Raw genomic sequence first — 13,351 nt, forward strand, 5'->3', positions numbered from 1 at the left:
CAACTAGTATGTCAGATTGGTATCATCAGCGAATAATGGGTCGCGTCATAAGAAAAAGCTCCCTATCAAACATGATAAGGAGCTTTGTTTAATTACTATATGGAGATGAGGGGTCTCCAATATTAAGCTTAACAAAGCCATTTGAGAGACCATGGCTACCAAATTGGCTACCAAGTTATTCCCACACACTCCTATGCTGGTTGATAATTAGATTATGGAGATTCATTTCACGTCATGATGACGTTCAGCAAGGATCAATAAGTCTTGTTTTCTATCCTCGAACAAATCGATCGCTTTAATATCGTACATAACTCCATTATATCTAATTCTCATATTAACATCTACATCATCTCTATAGTTGATAACAAACATGTGGGTAGTAAGATAATTCATACTCCCTGAGATCACACTCTCCGTTGCTGTCATTTGTCGGTAGTAAGCCCAAAGGTTAGAAGCTTTTCTTTTCCACGTTCCCTTCATCTGACCTGATTTGATATCGATAGTATTAACCTTCTCAAACAGGTCAATTTTCTTCTCTTTGATGGCATGCCTTGGTCTATTTACACTAAATAATCTATCGTTGATTCTTACCATGAAACTCCTCCTTTTTATAATTTATTACTAGGCTGAACATTCCTGAATTCGTTGTAGTGCTCGTACAGACCAACATATGTATCAAGTAAACTTGCTGTCCCGTCAATTCTTTTAGTTCTACTGATGCCCTTTTGTGGCATGATATTACCGTTAACATCTGCCTTTACAGTTGTATTTGATAAGCACCATTTTAGTAAGTTGTTATCATTATAATTGATTCTTTTGGCTTCAAGATCTGCTTCGAGATTTTTCATTGGTGTTGATAGCGTTCGATACCCTTGACGACATTCAATCATGTTAAATCCAGCACTGGTCATTTCATCTGCCCAATATTGGGAATTCCATGGATCGTAATAAATCCAAGGTATCGTAATACCAAAATTCTTTACAAGACTTATAAACCAATCTGTGACAACTGAATAATTAATTTTATTTCCTTCGACTAACTTTAGTAGCCCTTGATCAGCCCATGTTTTCAGCAGTTGCCTTTCTTCTTGACTACGGTTCTCTAAGCTAGCTTCAGGTAGCCAATACATTTGCTGAACGAATCTTTCTTCGGTTAACTTATTCATGGTTAACACTGTAGCACACGTTAAGTCACTTACAGAGGCCAAATCCGCTCCTCCGATAGCATAATGTCCCTTCCAATTCTTCAGATCGTTCTTTGATTTGTTTTGGATCATTTCATAAGTTAACCATGTACCACTTACATTCTCTAGGATATTAAAGTCTTTAATTAACATTCCCCTCAGATAGGTAGGGCTTTTCTTACTTCGTTCCACTTCACCTTCTATATAGTCTAACTTTTTAATCACTCCCAATGCAGGATTAGCTTTCATCCAATTTTCTGGATTCTTCCATTCGGAACGATCATCCAATTCATATAATATTGCTAAAAAATTTTCATCATCAATTAACCCATCAGCTACATTACATGCATAGTTATAGACCTCGTCAAATATATTTTCTCTGACATCTCCAGCAGTTGTGATCATGAGTAAAAGCGGTTGTTCACGACTGGAAATAGATTGCTTCATTACCTCATAGAGATTACGATCCTTATAAGCATGGAATTCATCAAGGACAACTAGATGAGCATTTAATCCATCTAAGGTATCACTATTTTTCCCTAATGCCTCGAACTTACTGAAGCTTGTAGGTACATAGAGATCAGATTTTCGTTTCTTTATGATTTCAGACATAAGCTCATTTTGTTGAACCATAGCGTGTGCTTCATTAAAAATTATTTTTGCTTGGTCTTTCTTTGTAGCAACTGAATACACCTCAGCACCTGATTCTCCGTCAGCAATGAGCATATATAAGGCTATTGCACTCGCTAAGGTGCTTTTTCCATTCTTACGGGCTACTAAGAAGAATGTTTCACGGTACTGTCTTAGTCCTGTGTCTTTATGAACAAAACCAAAAATAGCACTTATATATGCTTTTTGGAAGAGCATTAAATCAATAGGATGTCCGCCCCACTTCCCCTTGCTGTGTCTGCAAAATCGTTCAATAAATTCTATTGCATGATTGGCTCTAGTTAAGTTAAATCTGTAATCATCATCAGTAGAATTTTGAATTCTTTCTGCAAGTGATTTGTACACCTTGCTGACTCTCTTTGAGGTGACTATTTCACCTGAATCGATGGCTTCTACGTACTCTAGTATGTAGTTGATGATAGGACTTCACCTCTTTCGATGAAAGATTGTAATTCATTTGTCGGCTCTACTTCGTTAGCAGTGAGTAGATTATCTAGATCTTTCAACATGGATTTGTAAATTTTAATTAAATCTTGATAAGTTTTTTGTTCGGGTGTCTGTCTGCTATTTGTTTGCTGACCGTTTTCGTAAATACTCACCAAACCTGCTTGTTCAATGAGCTGACGTGATTCATTCAAAAGATTTTTAATATAATCACATTCCTTAACCAATTCATCAGCAATGATTCTCTTAGTAGATGGTAGACTATCAATTGTTTTGGATAGTGCCTCAGCGAGGCTTTTTTCTTTAGTCAATTTTTGACCCCCTCTCTATTTTTTATTTCTTTTAGAGGTGTTGGTTTCTGGGCATGCGGTCTTGGAGTAAAATTCATATGCCCCCTGTGACGGGGGTTAGCATATAATTATCCATTAACCTAACTGAAATGAGCTCTTAGAGCTTGTTACAACTTCTAAATTTTCTTGATTTGATGAAATAAGATAATTTTGTTCTTGTAATTGCTTGAGTATTTGATGATTGATTTTTCTATCAGTAGTTATCATTTCACCATTTGAATCAAACGAAATCATATTGTCAGTACCAACCTCATCAGTAAGATGGATAAGATTGTGGCAATAGTGACACACTGTACACAAATTTGATAGACCTAATCTAATCTCATCCTTATCAATATTAACTGGATCCAGCCAAATGATATGATGAACTAGATTTGCTGGTTCTTTACAAATGGTACACAGATAATGATCACGTTCCAGTACTAGTTTTCTAGTAGTAAGCCACTCCTTACTGTTATAGAACCCTTTAGCAAAATCCCTAGCCATGTGTAGAAATCCTCTCCCTTTAATTTTTTAGGTTTACATGGACAATCATCTGTCCACCCCCACGTCTACAATCCAAGCTTATAGTCAGCAATTCGATGTTGTAATCATTGTCTTGATTGAAATGGTAATGACATATGCATTTGCTAATCATCATTGATTGCATTAGTTATTAAAAAACAAGGAATGGTACTCTGGTTCCATCCCTTGTTCTTATAATTAGATATTCAAGGACGTCCTCACTTCGTTAGTGTTATATGGTTAACTGGTATCCGTACATGAGTTTTTAATCAACTACCGTATGTAAATGCTTTAGCCTTTAGAGCCTTTAACAATGATTCGATTGTTAGATTTAATCGATACCCGTCATAGGATTCAGGGTTATACCACAATTGGAGAAGTAAGCCAGCAGTTTGTTTTGCTAATGGTTCCTTTAATTGATCACTAATACTCATGCCTGTTGTTGTCTCAATATAACTAGGAATTGCTTGTATGATGGGAGTTAAGATATTCTCATCGTAAGTATCGAGTCTGAGAATATCCATAGCCTCAGTATCATCTATTAGATTGAAACCATCTTCTATATTATTATCTTTAAGCATATTCCTTCACCCATTATGAAGCGGTATTGGCTTTTGCTAATTTGATGAACGCTTCAGGTAAAATTACTTGTGTATCCGCAATGGCAAGTGCACGATAATCAATAAGACCTCTATCAAAACTTGATTGAGTAGAGACTTCGATAGCTAAACCGTCAACTAGGTTAAAACCAAGATACTTAAAGTTACCAAAGTAAATAGTTCCATCATCAATATTGTCATCAAGTACAATGTCAAATCCTAAGATCTTACCAATGGTTTCCCCTTTAGGATCTGCAATAAAGATAGGACGGTTCGATGTGTCCACAAGCGAATAGATAGATCTATATAAAGTTGAATGACTCATTGCAAATTTGGCTCCTTTTGTATAACCAGATTTCATTAATGCAATAGCTTCAGTGATATCTTTATAAGTAAGGTCTGCTTTGTACTCAACAAGATTTTCGCCCTTATTAAAAGTAATGCTTTCCAGACCTTTACCTTTGTGTTTACCATTACCATGAATTAGAGATTGATTAAGAGCCTCCATGGTTGAAGCTGATATTTCTTCGATTAAATAGGATTCAAGTGAAGAAACACTTGTCTTTCTCAATTTAGTGGAGATACTTAATATTTTCATCAACTCATTATTTTCGAATTCTACATATGATGTATTGAGTTTCTCTCCACCTACAACTGCACCTTCATCATGCCATTGTGCAGTCTCAAGAGGTCTTGCTACCGGTAATCGCAAATTAGTTGGTACATTGAATTGGCGTGCTTCAGCAAGTAAGCCACCTTGATTTCTGGCATGTTTAACAATCTCATTCATTGTCTGTGTAGGAATCACTGAAGCGTTATCTGATGACGTATTGAATACACTGGAACGTGTCTCTTCACGTCCTAGTTCAAGAGCTTTTGACTCCTCAGCTGTTAATTGATGGTTTAATAAGTTTTTAAAGAACCCACTCCGATATTCTTGCGTATCAAAAATCGATGTTTCTAAAGTATTCATATTTTTATCTCCTTTAACAATTGGATTGAACAAAGACCGTTCTTCTTTTTCTTTTTTATTATTATCTTCCTGAAGTTGCTTCTTATTTTGTTTGGCTTCTTTTAAGCCCTCCACTTCAACGTTCAGTACTTCTACATCTGCATCTGGATTCGTATCAATTTCGATTCTAATTTGTTTAGATCGTTCCTCGATATCTTCCAGTGAGCGACTGTTCCAATAATTAAATGCGTCAGCTATGCTATTAAAATTTTTCATGTATTCCTCCCACGGATTAATCTTTAAAGAGCAATTGGTTTAGACTAATCTTCAAGTTATTCATAATTTTCTGTTTCTCTTGCTTTTTGTTGATTACTGCCCGTGCTTCAACTGAAGTGGTTGGATAAGCAGGGAAAGGAACAACGGATATCTCATAGAGCTTATCAATCTTATGAATTCTACGAATATTAGTCTTTGAATCATATGTGTGTCCATCGCTAGATACTGTGAAGCTAAAACTCATACCTGATAAATCACCACGTTTAACTGCCGTCCAAACGCTTCTGGCTTCCTCTGTATCAGCAAGGGTTGCAATCATGTGTAAACCTGCCTCATCTACACTCAATTGCATTGTTTTAGGCGTTCTAGCCAATGGAATCTTGTTGGTGTCATGGTTATAAAGTAAGCGTGTATCATTCAGATTGACTCCATCCAGTGCACCACGTTCAATGATTTCCGTATAACTAGAACTTCCTACAAAAATCTCAGTAGGTGTATCGTACAGAATGGGTGAACCTACTAACACCCTTTCTTCAGATCTATTATCTGTATCTTTTTGATGGGTTATATTTGCTTCGATTTCAGCAAGTCTAATTTCCTTCATCAGTGCCTCCTTCTTCATCATGGTTAACTGATTGAGCATTTGCTTTAGCTAATTGGTACTGATTTGCTGTCTCAAGATCAACTAGATTTAGTGTCATAAGCCTTTTGTCACCTGTTTCATCAGCAATGGGTGGTAAGTTTAAAATAGCTCTTGCTTCATTTGGAGTATAAATCCCCAATGGAAGTAACTCCTTAATATTTTTAACCTTAGTGTCATTGGAAGCAAATTGAACACTACCTGTTTCAAAGTGGATTCGATTACCAAATTTCTGCTCTCGCTCACTAAAAATTTTAGTAGTGAATTCTTGGCTAAGCTGGGTAGCTAGTGGTTCAATTATAGATTCATAAAAGGAAGCCCATTGATCTTCCGTATAATTTGACCTTACGATATCCTTGTGTATTCCCAAGTAGTTAAATACTCTATCACCCATCGTATCTAATTGTTGAGCATCGATTGGGTACGACTTACTATCAATAGATGTGTACTCGGTTTGTGCATCTGTTACTACCACTCCACCTTGATTGTCCATTGTCAGATGACTCTTAACAAAATCGTCTCGCTTCTTTTTCAAGTCCTGATCATTAAGAAGTTGAGTGAAATTTAAAATTCCTCTTATATTCGCACCATTCTGGATGCCTCGTATAATTCCTTCATTCTGCATGTTTACTACTGTCAGCAAGGGATCCAATGCTGAGTTATCGTCACCTAGTAATGTATCTTGATTGAAGTTTCTCCTAAGATGAACGATGTCTTCATAAGGAAGAATTACATCTGATCCATCATTAAAAGTAAAGCGGATGTGTAAATCGTTATCTTGATAGGTTCCAAACTCAACGTTTGAGTAATTAATTGGGAACATGCCTACTAGGTGTCCTTCTCCATTCCTATGCAGGTATATGAAAGCATTATTATGAAGATAAAGAAGTGTGATTGTCTTGTAAATAAAATCATAGCTAGTCATAAATTCGTTTGGACGTTGCTGTAATAAACGGTTTAAATCTGAATGGCTATTAGTCTCAAAACCAATGTAATGAATTGGTTTAAGCTTAGCTACATTCCTTGCAATCGCATCTACACCAGCACGATAAATATCACTCTCATAAGGTTGGGTATTTTTGAAATGGCTTATAGTAGAGCCTTGGTAAAAGCTTTCAAAATGAGCTTCAGATAATGAGCTAGATTTAGAACCACTAGGCTTCCACCAAGCTCTCAGTTTGTCTATTATAGATGCCAAGTGTATCCTCCTTTAAAGTTATTATTGAATCTCCTCAAGATAAGTGATCATGACAGAATATCTTTCTTCTCTGAATGCAACAACCTCATTATCACTCCTTAAATGAGTACTAAGATTTGATTGGTATTGAAGATCCAGTACATCCTCACGGTCTAGGTTAGATATGAAGTCACTTACCTCATCTTCAAGTGACACTGGGTCATTTTCTTCAAAAATTCGGACTTGTAATACTTTATCCATAAATTTATTCTCCTTTTTAACTTATTGATTGTTTGTAGGTCAGTAGTAGGTTTGTTGTAGGTTAACTGAACCTTCTCACCTACTAATAAAAATACTGTTATATCAGCTTTTTCATCAGCAATGGGTGTGCTTGTAGGTTAGTAGGTCAGTTAAACCTTTATCTATATTTGTTATATATAATATTTTTATCCTTTATGATTAATGGTCTCTTGACCTACTGACCTACAAAGTCTCCAAACCCCTGCTGTACCAAGAATATTTTAGTAGGTCATTGTTGTTTTCTAACCTACTCATTGACCTACTGACCTACAATAAATCGTCTTTCCCACACCAAACAAAGTGATTTTGATTGGAATTTGTTTCTGGAAATTCACTTACATAAACCGTTTCATGACTAATGTATGTTGGCACAAGTCGATCTTGATGGATTTCTGACACACGTTTTTGTTTAGATATCCAGTCGTTGCCTAGAATTTTCAATAAATCGTTGGTGAAATTTCGATGCGTTGGCTTGTTGTAATTATTTCTGGTACAGAAAGTAAGATACATCAAGTAAGCACACTTGGTTGGTATAGATCTTTCTTCAGGATCCACAAGGCGTTTATTATTTTTTCTATGCTCGAGATAAAAAGCACTATGTCTGCTATTCTCAGACCCAAGGGTAGCCATGTATTCATCAAATACTTCTTCTTTGAATTGAAGGATTGGCTCATTATCAAGTCGGAATTCCTTGAGTGCCTTTTCAGACGATGCTGGAATAGTGAACTCGTTGAAGCTCATATTAACTGCCTTCCAAGCCACCCATTCCAGAATATTCTTGTCATTGATGTACTTTAGTTTTATGTCCTTATTTTCTTCTTGACCTTCGAATGAAGCTTCAAAATTTAAAATGAGTAAACGTCTGGTAATGCCTTTGGATTTATCTTTAAACCTTGGCATCTCATTGGTCGTTTGAATCACCAGCATGTTGAATTGAGCACTATATGATTGGACTCCTTTACGCTCAACCATAACTGGATCTCCAGTAACAATACTTTTGAAATTACTGGCATCCTTTTGGTAATCTCTAGGGTTCACATCATCACCAATACACACCATCTTTTCTTCCAGCATAGGGAGATTGAACCTTTCAGCAAACTGTCCTAATCTGAGAATAGCTACGTTGTCTTTGCCAATTAAATTCATAATAAGCTGAATCATAGTCCCTTTACCATTAGCACCATCGCCAACGAACCAGACTGATTTATTTAAACCATAATTACCTGTGATAGATGCTGAGATCGTTTGCCATATTGCTTCAATAAAATCTTCTTGACCACATGAGATCTCCTGCAACCATTCACTCACTTTCCATCCATCACAATCAGGTTCTTCTGTTTGTTCAACATAATCGATTGGAAGTTTAGTAGTGAAGACATAACTAGGTGAAAAATCCTCAAGTGTCTTAGTCTCACGGTTATAGATACCGTTATTCATAGGTGCCAATGTTCTAGATATATTTTTTTCAACATACGGTGCTGTAAACGTTAAGTCATAGATCACTTCATTTGCTACATCTTTAGTACTAGAGGGTTCCAGTATTTTTATAACTTTCCTGATAACCGATTCATTCTCTGTGTAAATGCCTTCTAGGGGTTGGTACATTGCCACTCTTGAATTTTCATGATTATTAAATCTGACAAATGGAATGTTGCCTTTCAAAATGTTGGCAATATCAACCGCTGTCAATTTTTTCTTATCTTCTTCATACTTATTCTTCAGACTTCTCAAATACCGATTAAAGTCAGATTCATCTTTGAACTTGGGTAAATCAAAATCAAACTGATCTATCTTAGATTCATTAGAATGTTTTCTAAGTGCTATTTTCACCTTAGCACCAAAAGTGTATGTACTGTCAGGTTGCTTGCTATTTCTTAGCTCACTCATCATCTGATTAACATTGTTGGCTTCCCATTCTTTATTACCCATTGCAACTTTTCTACAGATATCGATAATTCTATTAGCATCTAGTTCACTAGTAAGGAAGCTGTTTTTTAATGCATACCTTATTGATACCCAATTCTCCTCTACCCTTAAGTTATCTGCTTCAATTTGGATATAATCACTTATTTCTTCATCTGTGACAAATTTGGGTTGTAGTGTAAAGTTATTTACCCGATTATCGAGAGCCTCATATTCTGAGCGAACATTATCAGCAAGGGATGTGGGAAGCACATTGCTGTAATCAACCTCTATAGCCTCAGTTCCCCCAAAGAAAATCCTTGCTAAATCACCTGTAGAACGATCTATATTAGGATAAGTATCTAGTAACAGTTTGTTAAGTCGCTTAGTAGCCTCTTGATCTTCGATCGTTTTGTCTAAAATAAAGACTAATCTGAATCGTTCCCAATCATCCGTGTGGCTAAATGTCTTGTAAGCGAATGATGCAAATTTTTGAGTGAAGTCCATTTCAAGAATATCCGCTAATGATGAGTAAGACTCTCCTCGAGTCTTCTCACCATTTACTTTATTGTCAAAATCAACACATATCACTCTTTGTCCAAGCCAAGAATTATTTTTCCGTTCTCCATTTAGGATAGCTGGAAGAAACGTTTTACCTCGATTTCCAACCTGCTCAGCAATCTCTTGTGGTGAGTAATAGGCATATTGATCCACCAATCTATTACTTATAGTTCCAATTTCACTACCTGTGGGTTTTTTATTAAAAGGTTGCTCATCGATAGCTACGTAAATCTTATTGTTGTCTATCAAATATTACACCACCCAATACTCAACATCCTCTAGAGAATCCAACAAATAATTTCTAAGCCCCTCTGCAGTATCGTAATCTGATTCAAGTAACGCTCGAGTTATCCAATCAACAATTTCTTTTTCTCTAGTTTTAAATCCTGCTTCAAAACCAACATCGTAACCATCATCCTTACCAGCTTGGTAAGCTAATTGCCATAGGTCGTTTAATTTAATTTTTTCATTATCAATCATTATATTTACCTCCAAAATATTGATATATCAGTGTTTTTGTGTTATAATGGAGGTAGAGAGTTACCCCTACCTCATCGCTGTTTGAGTTTGAGTAGTTCTTATTCATAAATTCCTTAGGCACTTCCCCATAGTGCCTTTTTTTGTACACTTTATTGTGTGAGTACTTATTCTGGAACTCAATCTACTTACTCACCTCGTTTCTAAATCCTTGTTAATTCTCCCATTCGAGTAAACTGATCGAATCTTCAAGTTCATCGATCTTCGTCTCAGTTTCATCTCTAAAATGATATAGACTAGCTTCGATATCCGATAGGTCATACTTCACTTCTTCAAGGTCTTCTATTAATGTCAGCATTGGTTTTACCTGTTCGAGTAATTGATTGAATCTATCAGCAATCATCGCACACTGTCCTTCAACGTAATTAACTCTGAGCAACAAGTTTTGATACAATTCTTTGTTCTCCATTCAAATCTCTCCTTTTATTAAATATTCACAAATGCAGTCGTACATTACATTTTTATTTGTGAATCCTTCAGGCAAGCTATCACATCATCCATTAGAAAGATTTTTTGCCTACCAGCTTGGGTATAACGTAAACCGTATCTGATTATCAAACTATCTATCGTACCCTTCCCAACTCCCATCAACTCCATCAGTTCCTTTTGGTTAACAAATGGTTTAGTTAAAATTTCAGTATCACTTAGAGCTTCATCAAATGCTTCTAGTGCTAGACTTTTTAACTGATTGAAAATTTCATTGGATTGATCTTCAGATAGAGTAATTGGTATTTTCATAGACTACCACCTTTCTTTTATACTACTAATTGGCGTACGTAATATTAATTCTGTACTTTTTTGCCAAAAAAAAGTTCTTCAATCGTTAAACTAGGAAGCTCAGATCTAAATAGTTCTAAGATCAAAAGCTTTTCATCATCAGTGAAGCTAGTTCTACCTGTCTCTCTATTCCAATATGATTGATAGGAAATCCCCAATTTCTTAGCTAAATATTTTTGAGTTAAACCAAGGGTCAATCTATAATATTTAACTGGATGCATGTAAATCCCTCCTTTCAGCGTACTACTATGTGCTGTAGGTACTGCACATAGTACTTCATGTATGTATCATAGCACTATTTTTTATATTTATCAAGTTTTAGTTTAATTTTAGTAATAAAAAGTTACTAGACTTTGATGAACAGTTAGACTATTATTAGTACATAACGTAACTTAAGAATAAGGGAGAGATTAGATGAGGGGAAAAATAAAAATCGGTCACAAAATTAGAGAGATCAGAAAAAGTCTTCCTGGAAAACTCAGTATGGAGGAATTCGGTAAGTTATTTGATCCACCTGCTAGCAAAGGGGTCGTTAGTAACTGGGAAAATAATTATAATTATCCAAGTGAGGAAAGACTCAAACTCATTGCAGAGTTGGGTGAAACCACTATAGATGAAATTTTTTCTGATAGGGATGAGGAAGAAACCCTTAGGAAGATAATTTCTGATTTTGAGGTTGAATTAGAAAAATATGAGATTTTAAATGATATGAATAAGTTTATATTAGAAATCTGTGTTTTATCTTCGGATCGAATAATGGACATATATAAATCACTAGCTAAAGATGATAAAAATAAAGCTCTTGAAATACTGGACTTGTTTGACAGTGAGGTTAGTGAAGTTATGCACAATCATGCAGATAAGCATGAGGAGTACATGTTTAAAATTGATCAACTTCAAAAGAGCATTGAATACAATCAGAGAAAATTAGATGAGGTTTTATTATGAAGGTAGGTATCGTCTTGAAAAAATTAGTTTTATTCCCTTTTTTACTTATATTGTTTTTATTGGCAGGATGTAACAAAGAAGAATTTAATCCCGAAAGCTTTGATGATACAGTAGCTTTTTTTGAGAAGAAACTTGACCAAAAAGGTGAAGAACATTTTATCGTTCCTGATCACAAAAATGAACCAGATAAAAAAGTATTTTTTTATGATGGTGACCAAAAAATAGTTGATTTAGTAACGACTGGTGATTATTCTAAGCTGTATGGTTGTGCAATATTTGTGAATAATTACAATCAAGCCCTTGAAGTTTTGGAATATGTTAACTTCCCCCTTGTAGATAGCTTTAAAAAGAAGTTTGATCCAAGTATTGAGGTTCCGAAACAAATTCATGCACCCTATAGTCTATATGTCAGACATAATGGAGTTTCTCTAAATGTTGAACTATCAGGACGTTCTTCTCTCCTTGATGATTTTGATGATATATATGGTGAATATCCAATGGCTATGACTTTTTATTTTAATGAAAATCAAGCCTTGTTTGAAGAACAGGAATTTGAGAAAAAATATGAAAAAGTATTTGGAGAAAAAAATCCGAATCTTGAAAGCACCCAAATATTCGAGTAAACCAACCAGCATAGGAGTGTGTGGGAACTGAAAGGAGATACACAATATTGTCTATTCAAAAACAAGCAAATGGTACCTATACAGTTCAAGTTCATCATGGTTACAATAAATTAGGTAAGAGACGGCAAAGCAAAAGAAGAGGAATAGCAACTCTTAAAGAAGCAAAATTAATTGAAGCATATTTAATAGAGAATAATCCAATAAAGGAAGAAGACTCTATAACCTTTTTGGAAGTATATGAAATCTGGCTTGACCAATACAAACAAGGCGACGTTAAAGAAAGTACGATTCAAAAAACAACTAAAGCTTTTGAAAACCACATATTACCTGTTTTGGGTGATAAAAAAATAGATGAGATAACTAAGTTTCAGTTGCAGGAACTAGTCAATATGTGGGCTAAGCAATTTGTCAACTACAAGGCACACATAGTGAATTACATGAATAAAGTGTTCGATAAAGCATATAAACTAGAGTTAATAGATAAGAATCCCACCGACTTTTTGGACTATCCTAAAGCCAAAGAGTCAACTAATGAAGGGTTAAAATTTTATGACAAAGACCAAGTAAACAAATTACTTAAAGTAATCTCTGAAGAAGATTCAACAAGATGGTTAGCAACCTTTAGATTGTTTATTTATTCTGGTATGAGATCTGGAGAATTACGGGCACTAACGTGGAGTGATGTAGATTTTGAGAATAATGAAATCAATATCAACAAAACTCTATCAATTGGTGAAGGCTATAAAATGGTTATTCAAACCCCTAAATCAAAAGCTAGTCAAAGAGTTATTACTCTAGATAAGGATACAATGCTAATCCTTAAGAGCTGGAAACTTGAACAACAGCAGTTGTTTTTAAAATTAGGAAAAAAAATACAAGTGAGATAGTTTTTACAGGTATTGAAAGCC

The 13,351-nt window shown here is 35.2% G+C and carries 17 protein-coding genes; 3 read left to right on the forward strand and 14 right to left on the reverse strand.

The features are described 5' to 3' along the window. Positions 1–222 precede the first annotated feature (222 nt). The 14 genes from T408_RS0100940 to T408_RS0101010 all read right to left on the reverse strand — a co-directional run bounded on the left by T408_RS0100940 (position 223) and on the right by T408_RS0101010 (position 11,093). On the reverse strand, positions 223–594 hold the full coding sequence (locus T408_RS0100940) for a phage head closure protein (RefSeq protein WP_051444698.1): 372 nt from the start codon (positions 592–594) through the stop codon (positions 223–225). Positions 595–608: 14 nt separating this feature from the next. Next, positions 609–2,198 (reverse strand): terminase large subunit, encoded by a 1,590-nt coding sequence (locus tag T408_RS0100945; RefSeq protein ID WP_211230815.1) that lies wholly within the window; start codon positions 2,196–2,198, stop codon positions 609–611. 56 nt (positions 2,199–2,254) lie between these two features. After that, positions 2,255–2,608 (reverse strand): hypothetical protein, encoded by a 354-nt coding sequence (locus tag T408_RS0100950; RefSeq protein ID WP_028118285.1) that lies wholly within the window; start codon positions 2,606–2,608, stop codon positions 2,255–2,257. Between the two features lie 114 nt (positions 2,609–2,722). Continuing rightward, positions 2,723–3,133: an HNH endonuclease gene (locus T408_RS10395; protein WP_051444699.1), complete on the reverse strand. Its 411-nt coding sequence runs from the start codon at positions 3,131–3,133 to the stop codon at positions 2,723–2,725. Positions 3,134–3,420: 287 nt separating this feature from the next. Next, a complete protein-coding gene (locus tag T408_RS0100965; protein ID WP_211230816.1) occupies positions 3,421–3,732 on the reverse strand; it encodes a hypothetical protein in 312 nt (103 codons plus the stop codon). 13 nt (positions 3,733–3,745) lie between these two features. Further along, entirely contained in the window at positions 3,746–4,978 is a 1,233-nt protein-coding gene (locus T408_RS0100970) for a phage major capsid protein (RefSeq protein ID WP_035419682.1), read from the reverse strand. 16 nt (positions 4,979–4,994) lie between these two features. Further along, on the reverse strand, positions 4,995–5,582 hold the full coding sequence (locus T408_RS0100975; RefSeq protein ID WP_028118288.1) for an HK97 family phage prohead protease: 588 nt from the start codon (positions 5,580–5,582) through the stop codon (positions 4,995–4,997). Continuing rightward, positions 5,569–6,816 carry a phage portal protein gene (locus T408_RS10400; RefSeq protein ID WP_051444700.1) on the reverse strand — a complete coding sequence of 416 codons (1,248 nt, stop codon included), beginning with the start codon at positions 6,814–6,816 and terminating at the stop codon, positions 5,569–5,571. Before T408_RS10400 ends, T408_RS0100975 begins: the two co-directional genes overlap by 14 nt. A 21-nt stretch (positions 6,817–6,837) precedes the next feature. After that, the gene (locus tag T408_RS0100985) at positions 6,838–7,056 is read right to left on the reverse strand and encodes a sporulation protein Cse60 (protein ID WP_028118289.1); all 219 of its coding nucleotides are present in this window, start codon (positions 7,054–7,056) and stop codon (positions 6,838–6,840) included. Positions 7,057–7,362: 306 nt separating this feature from the next. Then, a complete protein-coding gene (locus T408_RS11610; RefSeq protein WP_051444701.1) occupies positions 7,363–9,807 on the reverse strand; it encodes a DNA primase family protein in 2,445 nt (814 codons plus the stop codon). Between the two features lie 3 nt (positions 9,808–9,810). After that, the gene (locus tag T408_RS0100995; RefSeq protein ID WP_028118290.1) at positions 9,811–10,038 is read right to left on the reverse strand and encodes a hypothetical protein; all 228 of its coding nucleotides are present in this window, start codon (positions 10,036–10,038) and stop codon (positions 9,811–9,813) included. 211 nt (positions 10,039–10,249) lie between these two features. Then, on the reverse strand, positions 10,250–10,504 hold the full coding sequence (locus T408_RS0101000; RefSeq protein ID WP_028118291.1) for a hypothetical protein: 255 nt from the start codon (positions 10,502–10,504) through the stop codon (positions 10,250–10,252). Between the two features lie 44 nt (positions 10,505–10,548). Then, positions 10,549–10,833 (reverse strand): MerR family transcriptional regulator, encoded by a 285-nt coding sequence (locus T408_RS0101005; RefSeq protein ID WP_028118292.1) that lies wholly within the window; start codon positions 10,831–10,833, stop codon positions 10,549–10,551. Positions 10,834–10,877: 44 nt separating this feature from the next. Further along, positions 10,878–11,093 carry a helix-turn-helix transcriptional regulator gene (locus tag T408_RS0101010; protein WP_028118293.1) on the reverse strand — a complete coding sequence of 72 codons (216 nt, stop codon included), beginning with the start codon at positions 11,091–11,093 and terminating at the stop codon, positions 10,878–10,880. A 193-nt stretch (positions 11,094–11,286) separates the two neighbouring features. On the opposite strand from T408_RS0101010, the gene T408_RS11615 reads away from it, so the two are divergent. From T408_RS11615 to T408_RS10415, 3 genes are read left to right on the forward strand one after another with little or no spacing between them, the layout of a single operon-like run. After that, complete coding sequence (locus tag T408_RS11615; protein ID WP_051444702.1) at positions 11,287–11,820, forward strand: helix-turn-helix domain-containing protein; 534 nt, start codon at positions 11,287–11,289, stop codon at positions 11,818–11,820. Next, complete coding sequence (locus T408_RS0101020) at positions 11,817–12,443, forward strand: hypothetical protein (protein ID WP_028118294.1); 627 nt, start codon at positions 11,817–11,819, stop codon at positions 12,441–12,443. The genes T408_RS11615 and T408_RS0101020 overlap by 4 nt, the downstream gene beginning before the upstream one ends. A 47-nt stretch (positions 12,444–12,490) precedes the next feature. Further along, positions 12,491–13,330, forward strand: a complete 840-nt coding sequence (locus T408_RS10415; protein WP_051444703.1) for a tyrosine-type recombinase/integrase — start codon at positions 12,491–12,493, stop codon at positions 13,328–13,330. Positions 13,331–13,351: the final 21 nt, after the last annotated feature.

Origin of the sequence: Hutsoniella sourekii ATCC 700629, assembly GCF_000518205.1 — a bacterium.
Taxonomy (GTDB): domain Bacteria; phylum Bacillota; class Bacilli; order Lactobacillales; family Aerococcaceae; genus Hutsoniella; species Hutsoniella sourekii.

Excerpts from the sequence above, each read along its gene's own strand:
- T408_RS0101010 (WP_028118293.1), bottom strand. The coding sequence starts at position 11,093 with ATGCATCCAGTTAAATATTATAGATTGACCCTTGGTTTAACTCAAAAA.
- T408_RS0101005 (WP_028118292.1), bottom strand. The coding sequence starts at position 10,833 with ATGAAAATACCAATTACTCTATCTGAAGATCAATCCAATGAAATTTTC.
- T408_RS0100985 (WP_028118289.1), bottom strand. The coding sequence starts at position 7,056 with ATGGATAAAGTATTACAAGTCCGAATTTTTGAAGAAAATGACCCAGTG.
- T408_RS0101020 (WP_028118294.1), top strand. The coding sequence starts at position 11,817 with ATGAAGGTAGGTATCGTCTTGAAAAAATTAGTTTTATTCCCTTTTTTA.
- T408_RS0100940 (WP_051444698.1), bottom strand. The coding sequence starts at position 594 with ATGGTAAGAATCAACGATAGATTATTTAGTGTAAATAGACCAAGGCAT.
- T408_RS0100995 (WP_028118290.1), bottom strand. The coding sequence starts at position 10,038 with ATGATTGATAATGAAAAAATTAAATTAAACGACCTATGGCAATTAGCT.
- T408_RS0101000 (WP_028118291.1), bottom strand. The coding sequence starts at position 10,504 with ATGGAGAACAAAGAATTGTATCAAAACTTGTTGCTCAGAGTTAATTAC.
- T408_RS0100975 (WP_028118288.1), bottom strand. The coding sequence starts at position 5,582 with ATGAAGGAAATTAGACTTGCTGAAATCGAAGCAAATATAACCCATCAA.
- T408_RS11615 (WP_051444702.1), top strand. The coding sequence starts at position 11,287 with ATGAGGGGAAAAATAAAAATCGGTCACAAAATTAGAGAGATCAGAAAA.
- T408_RS0100965 (WP_211230816.1), bottom strand. The coding sequence starts at position 3,732 with ATGCTTAAAGATAATAATATAGAAGATGGTTTCAATCTAATAGATGAT.
- T408_RS0100970 (WP_035419682.1), bottom strand. The coding sequence starts at position 4,978 with ATGAAAAATTTTAATAGCATAGCTGACGCATTTAATTATTGGAACAGT.
- T408_RS10395 (WP_051444699.1), bottom strand. The coding sequence starts at position 3,133 with ATGGCTAGGGATTTTGCTAAAGGGTTCTATAACAGTAAGGAGTGGCTT.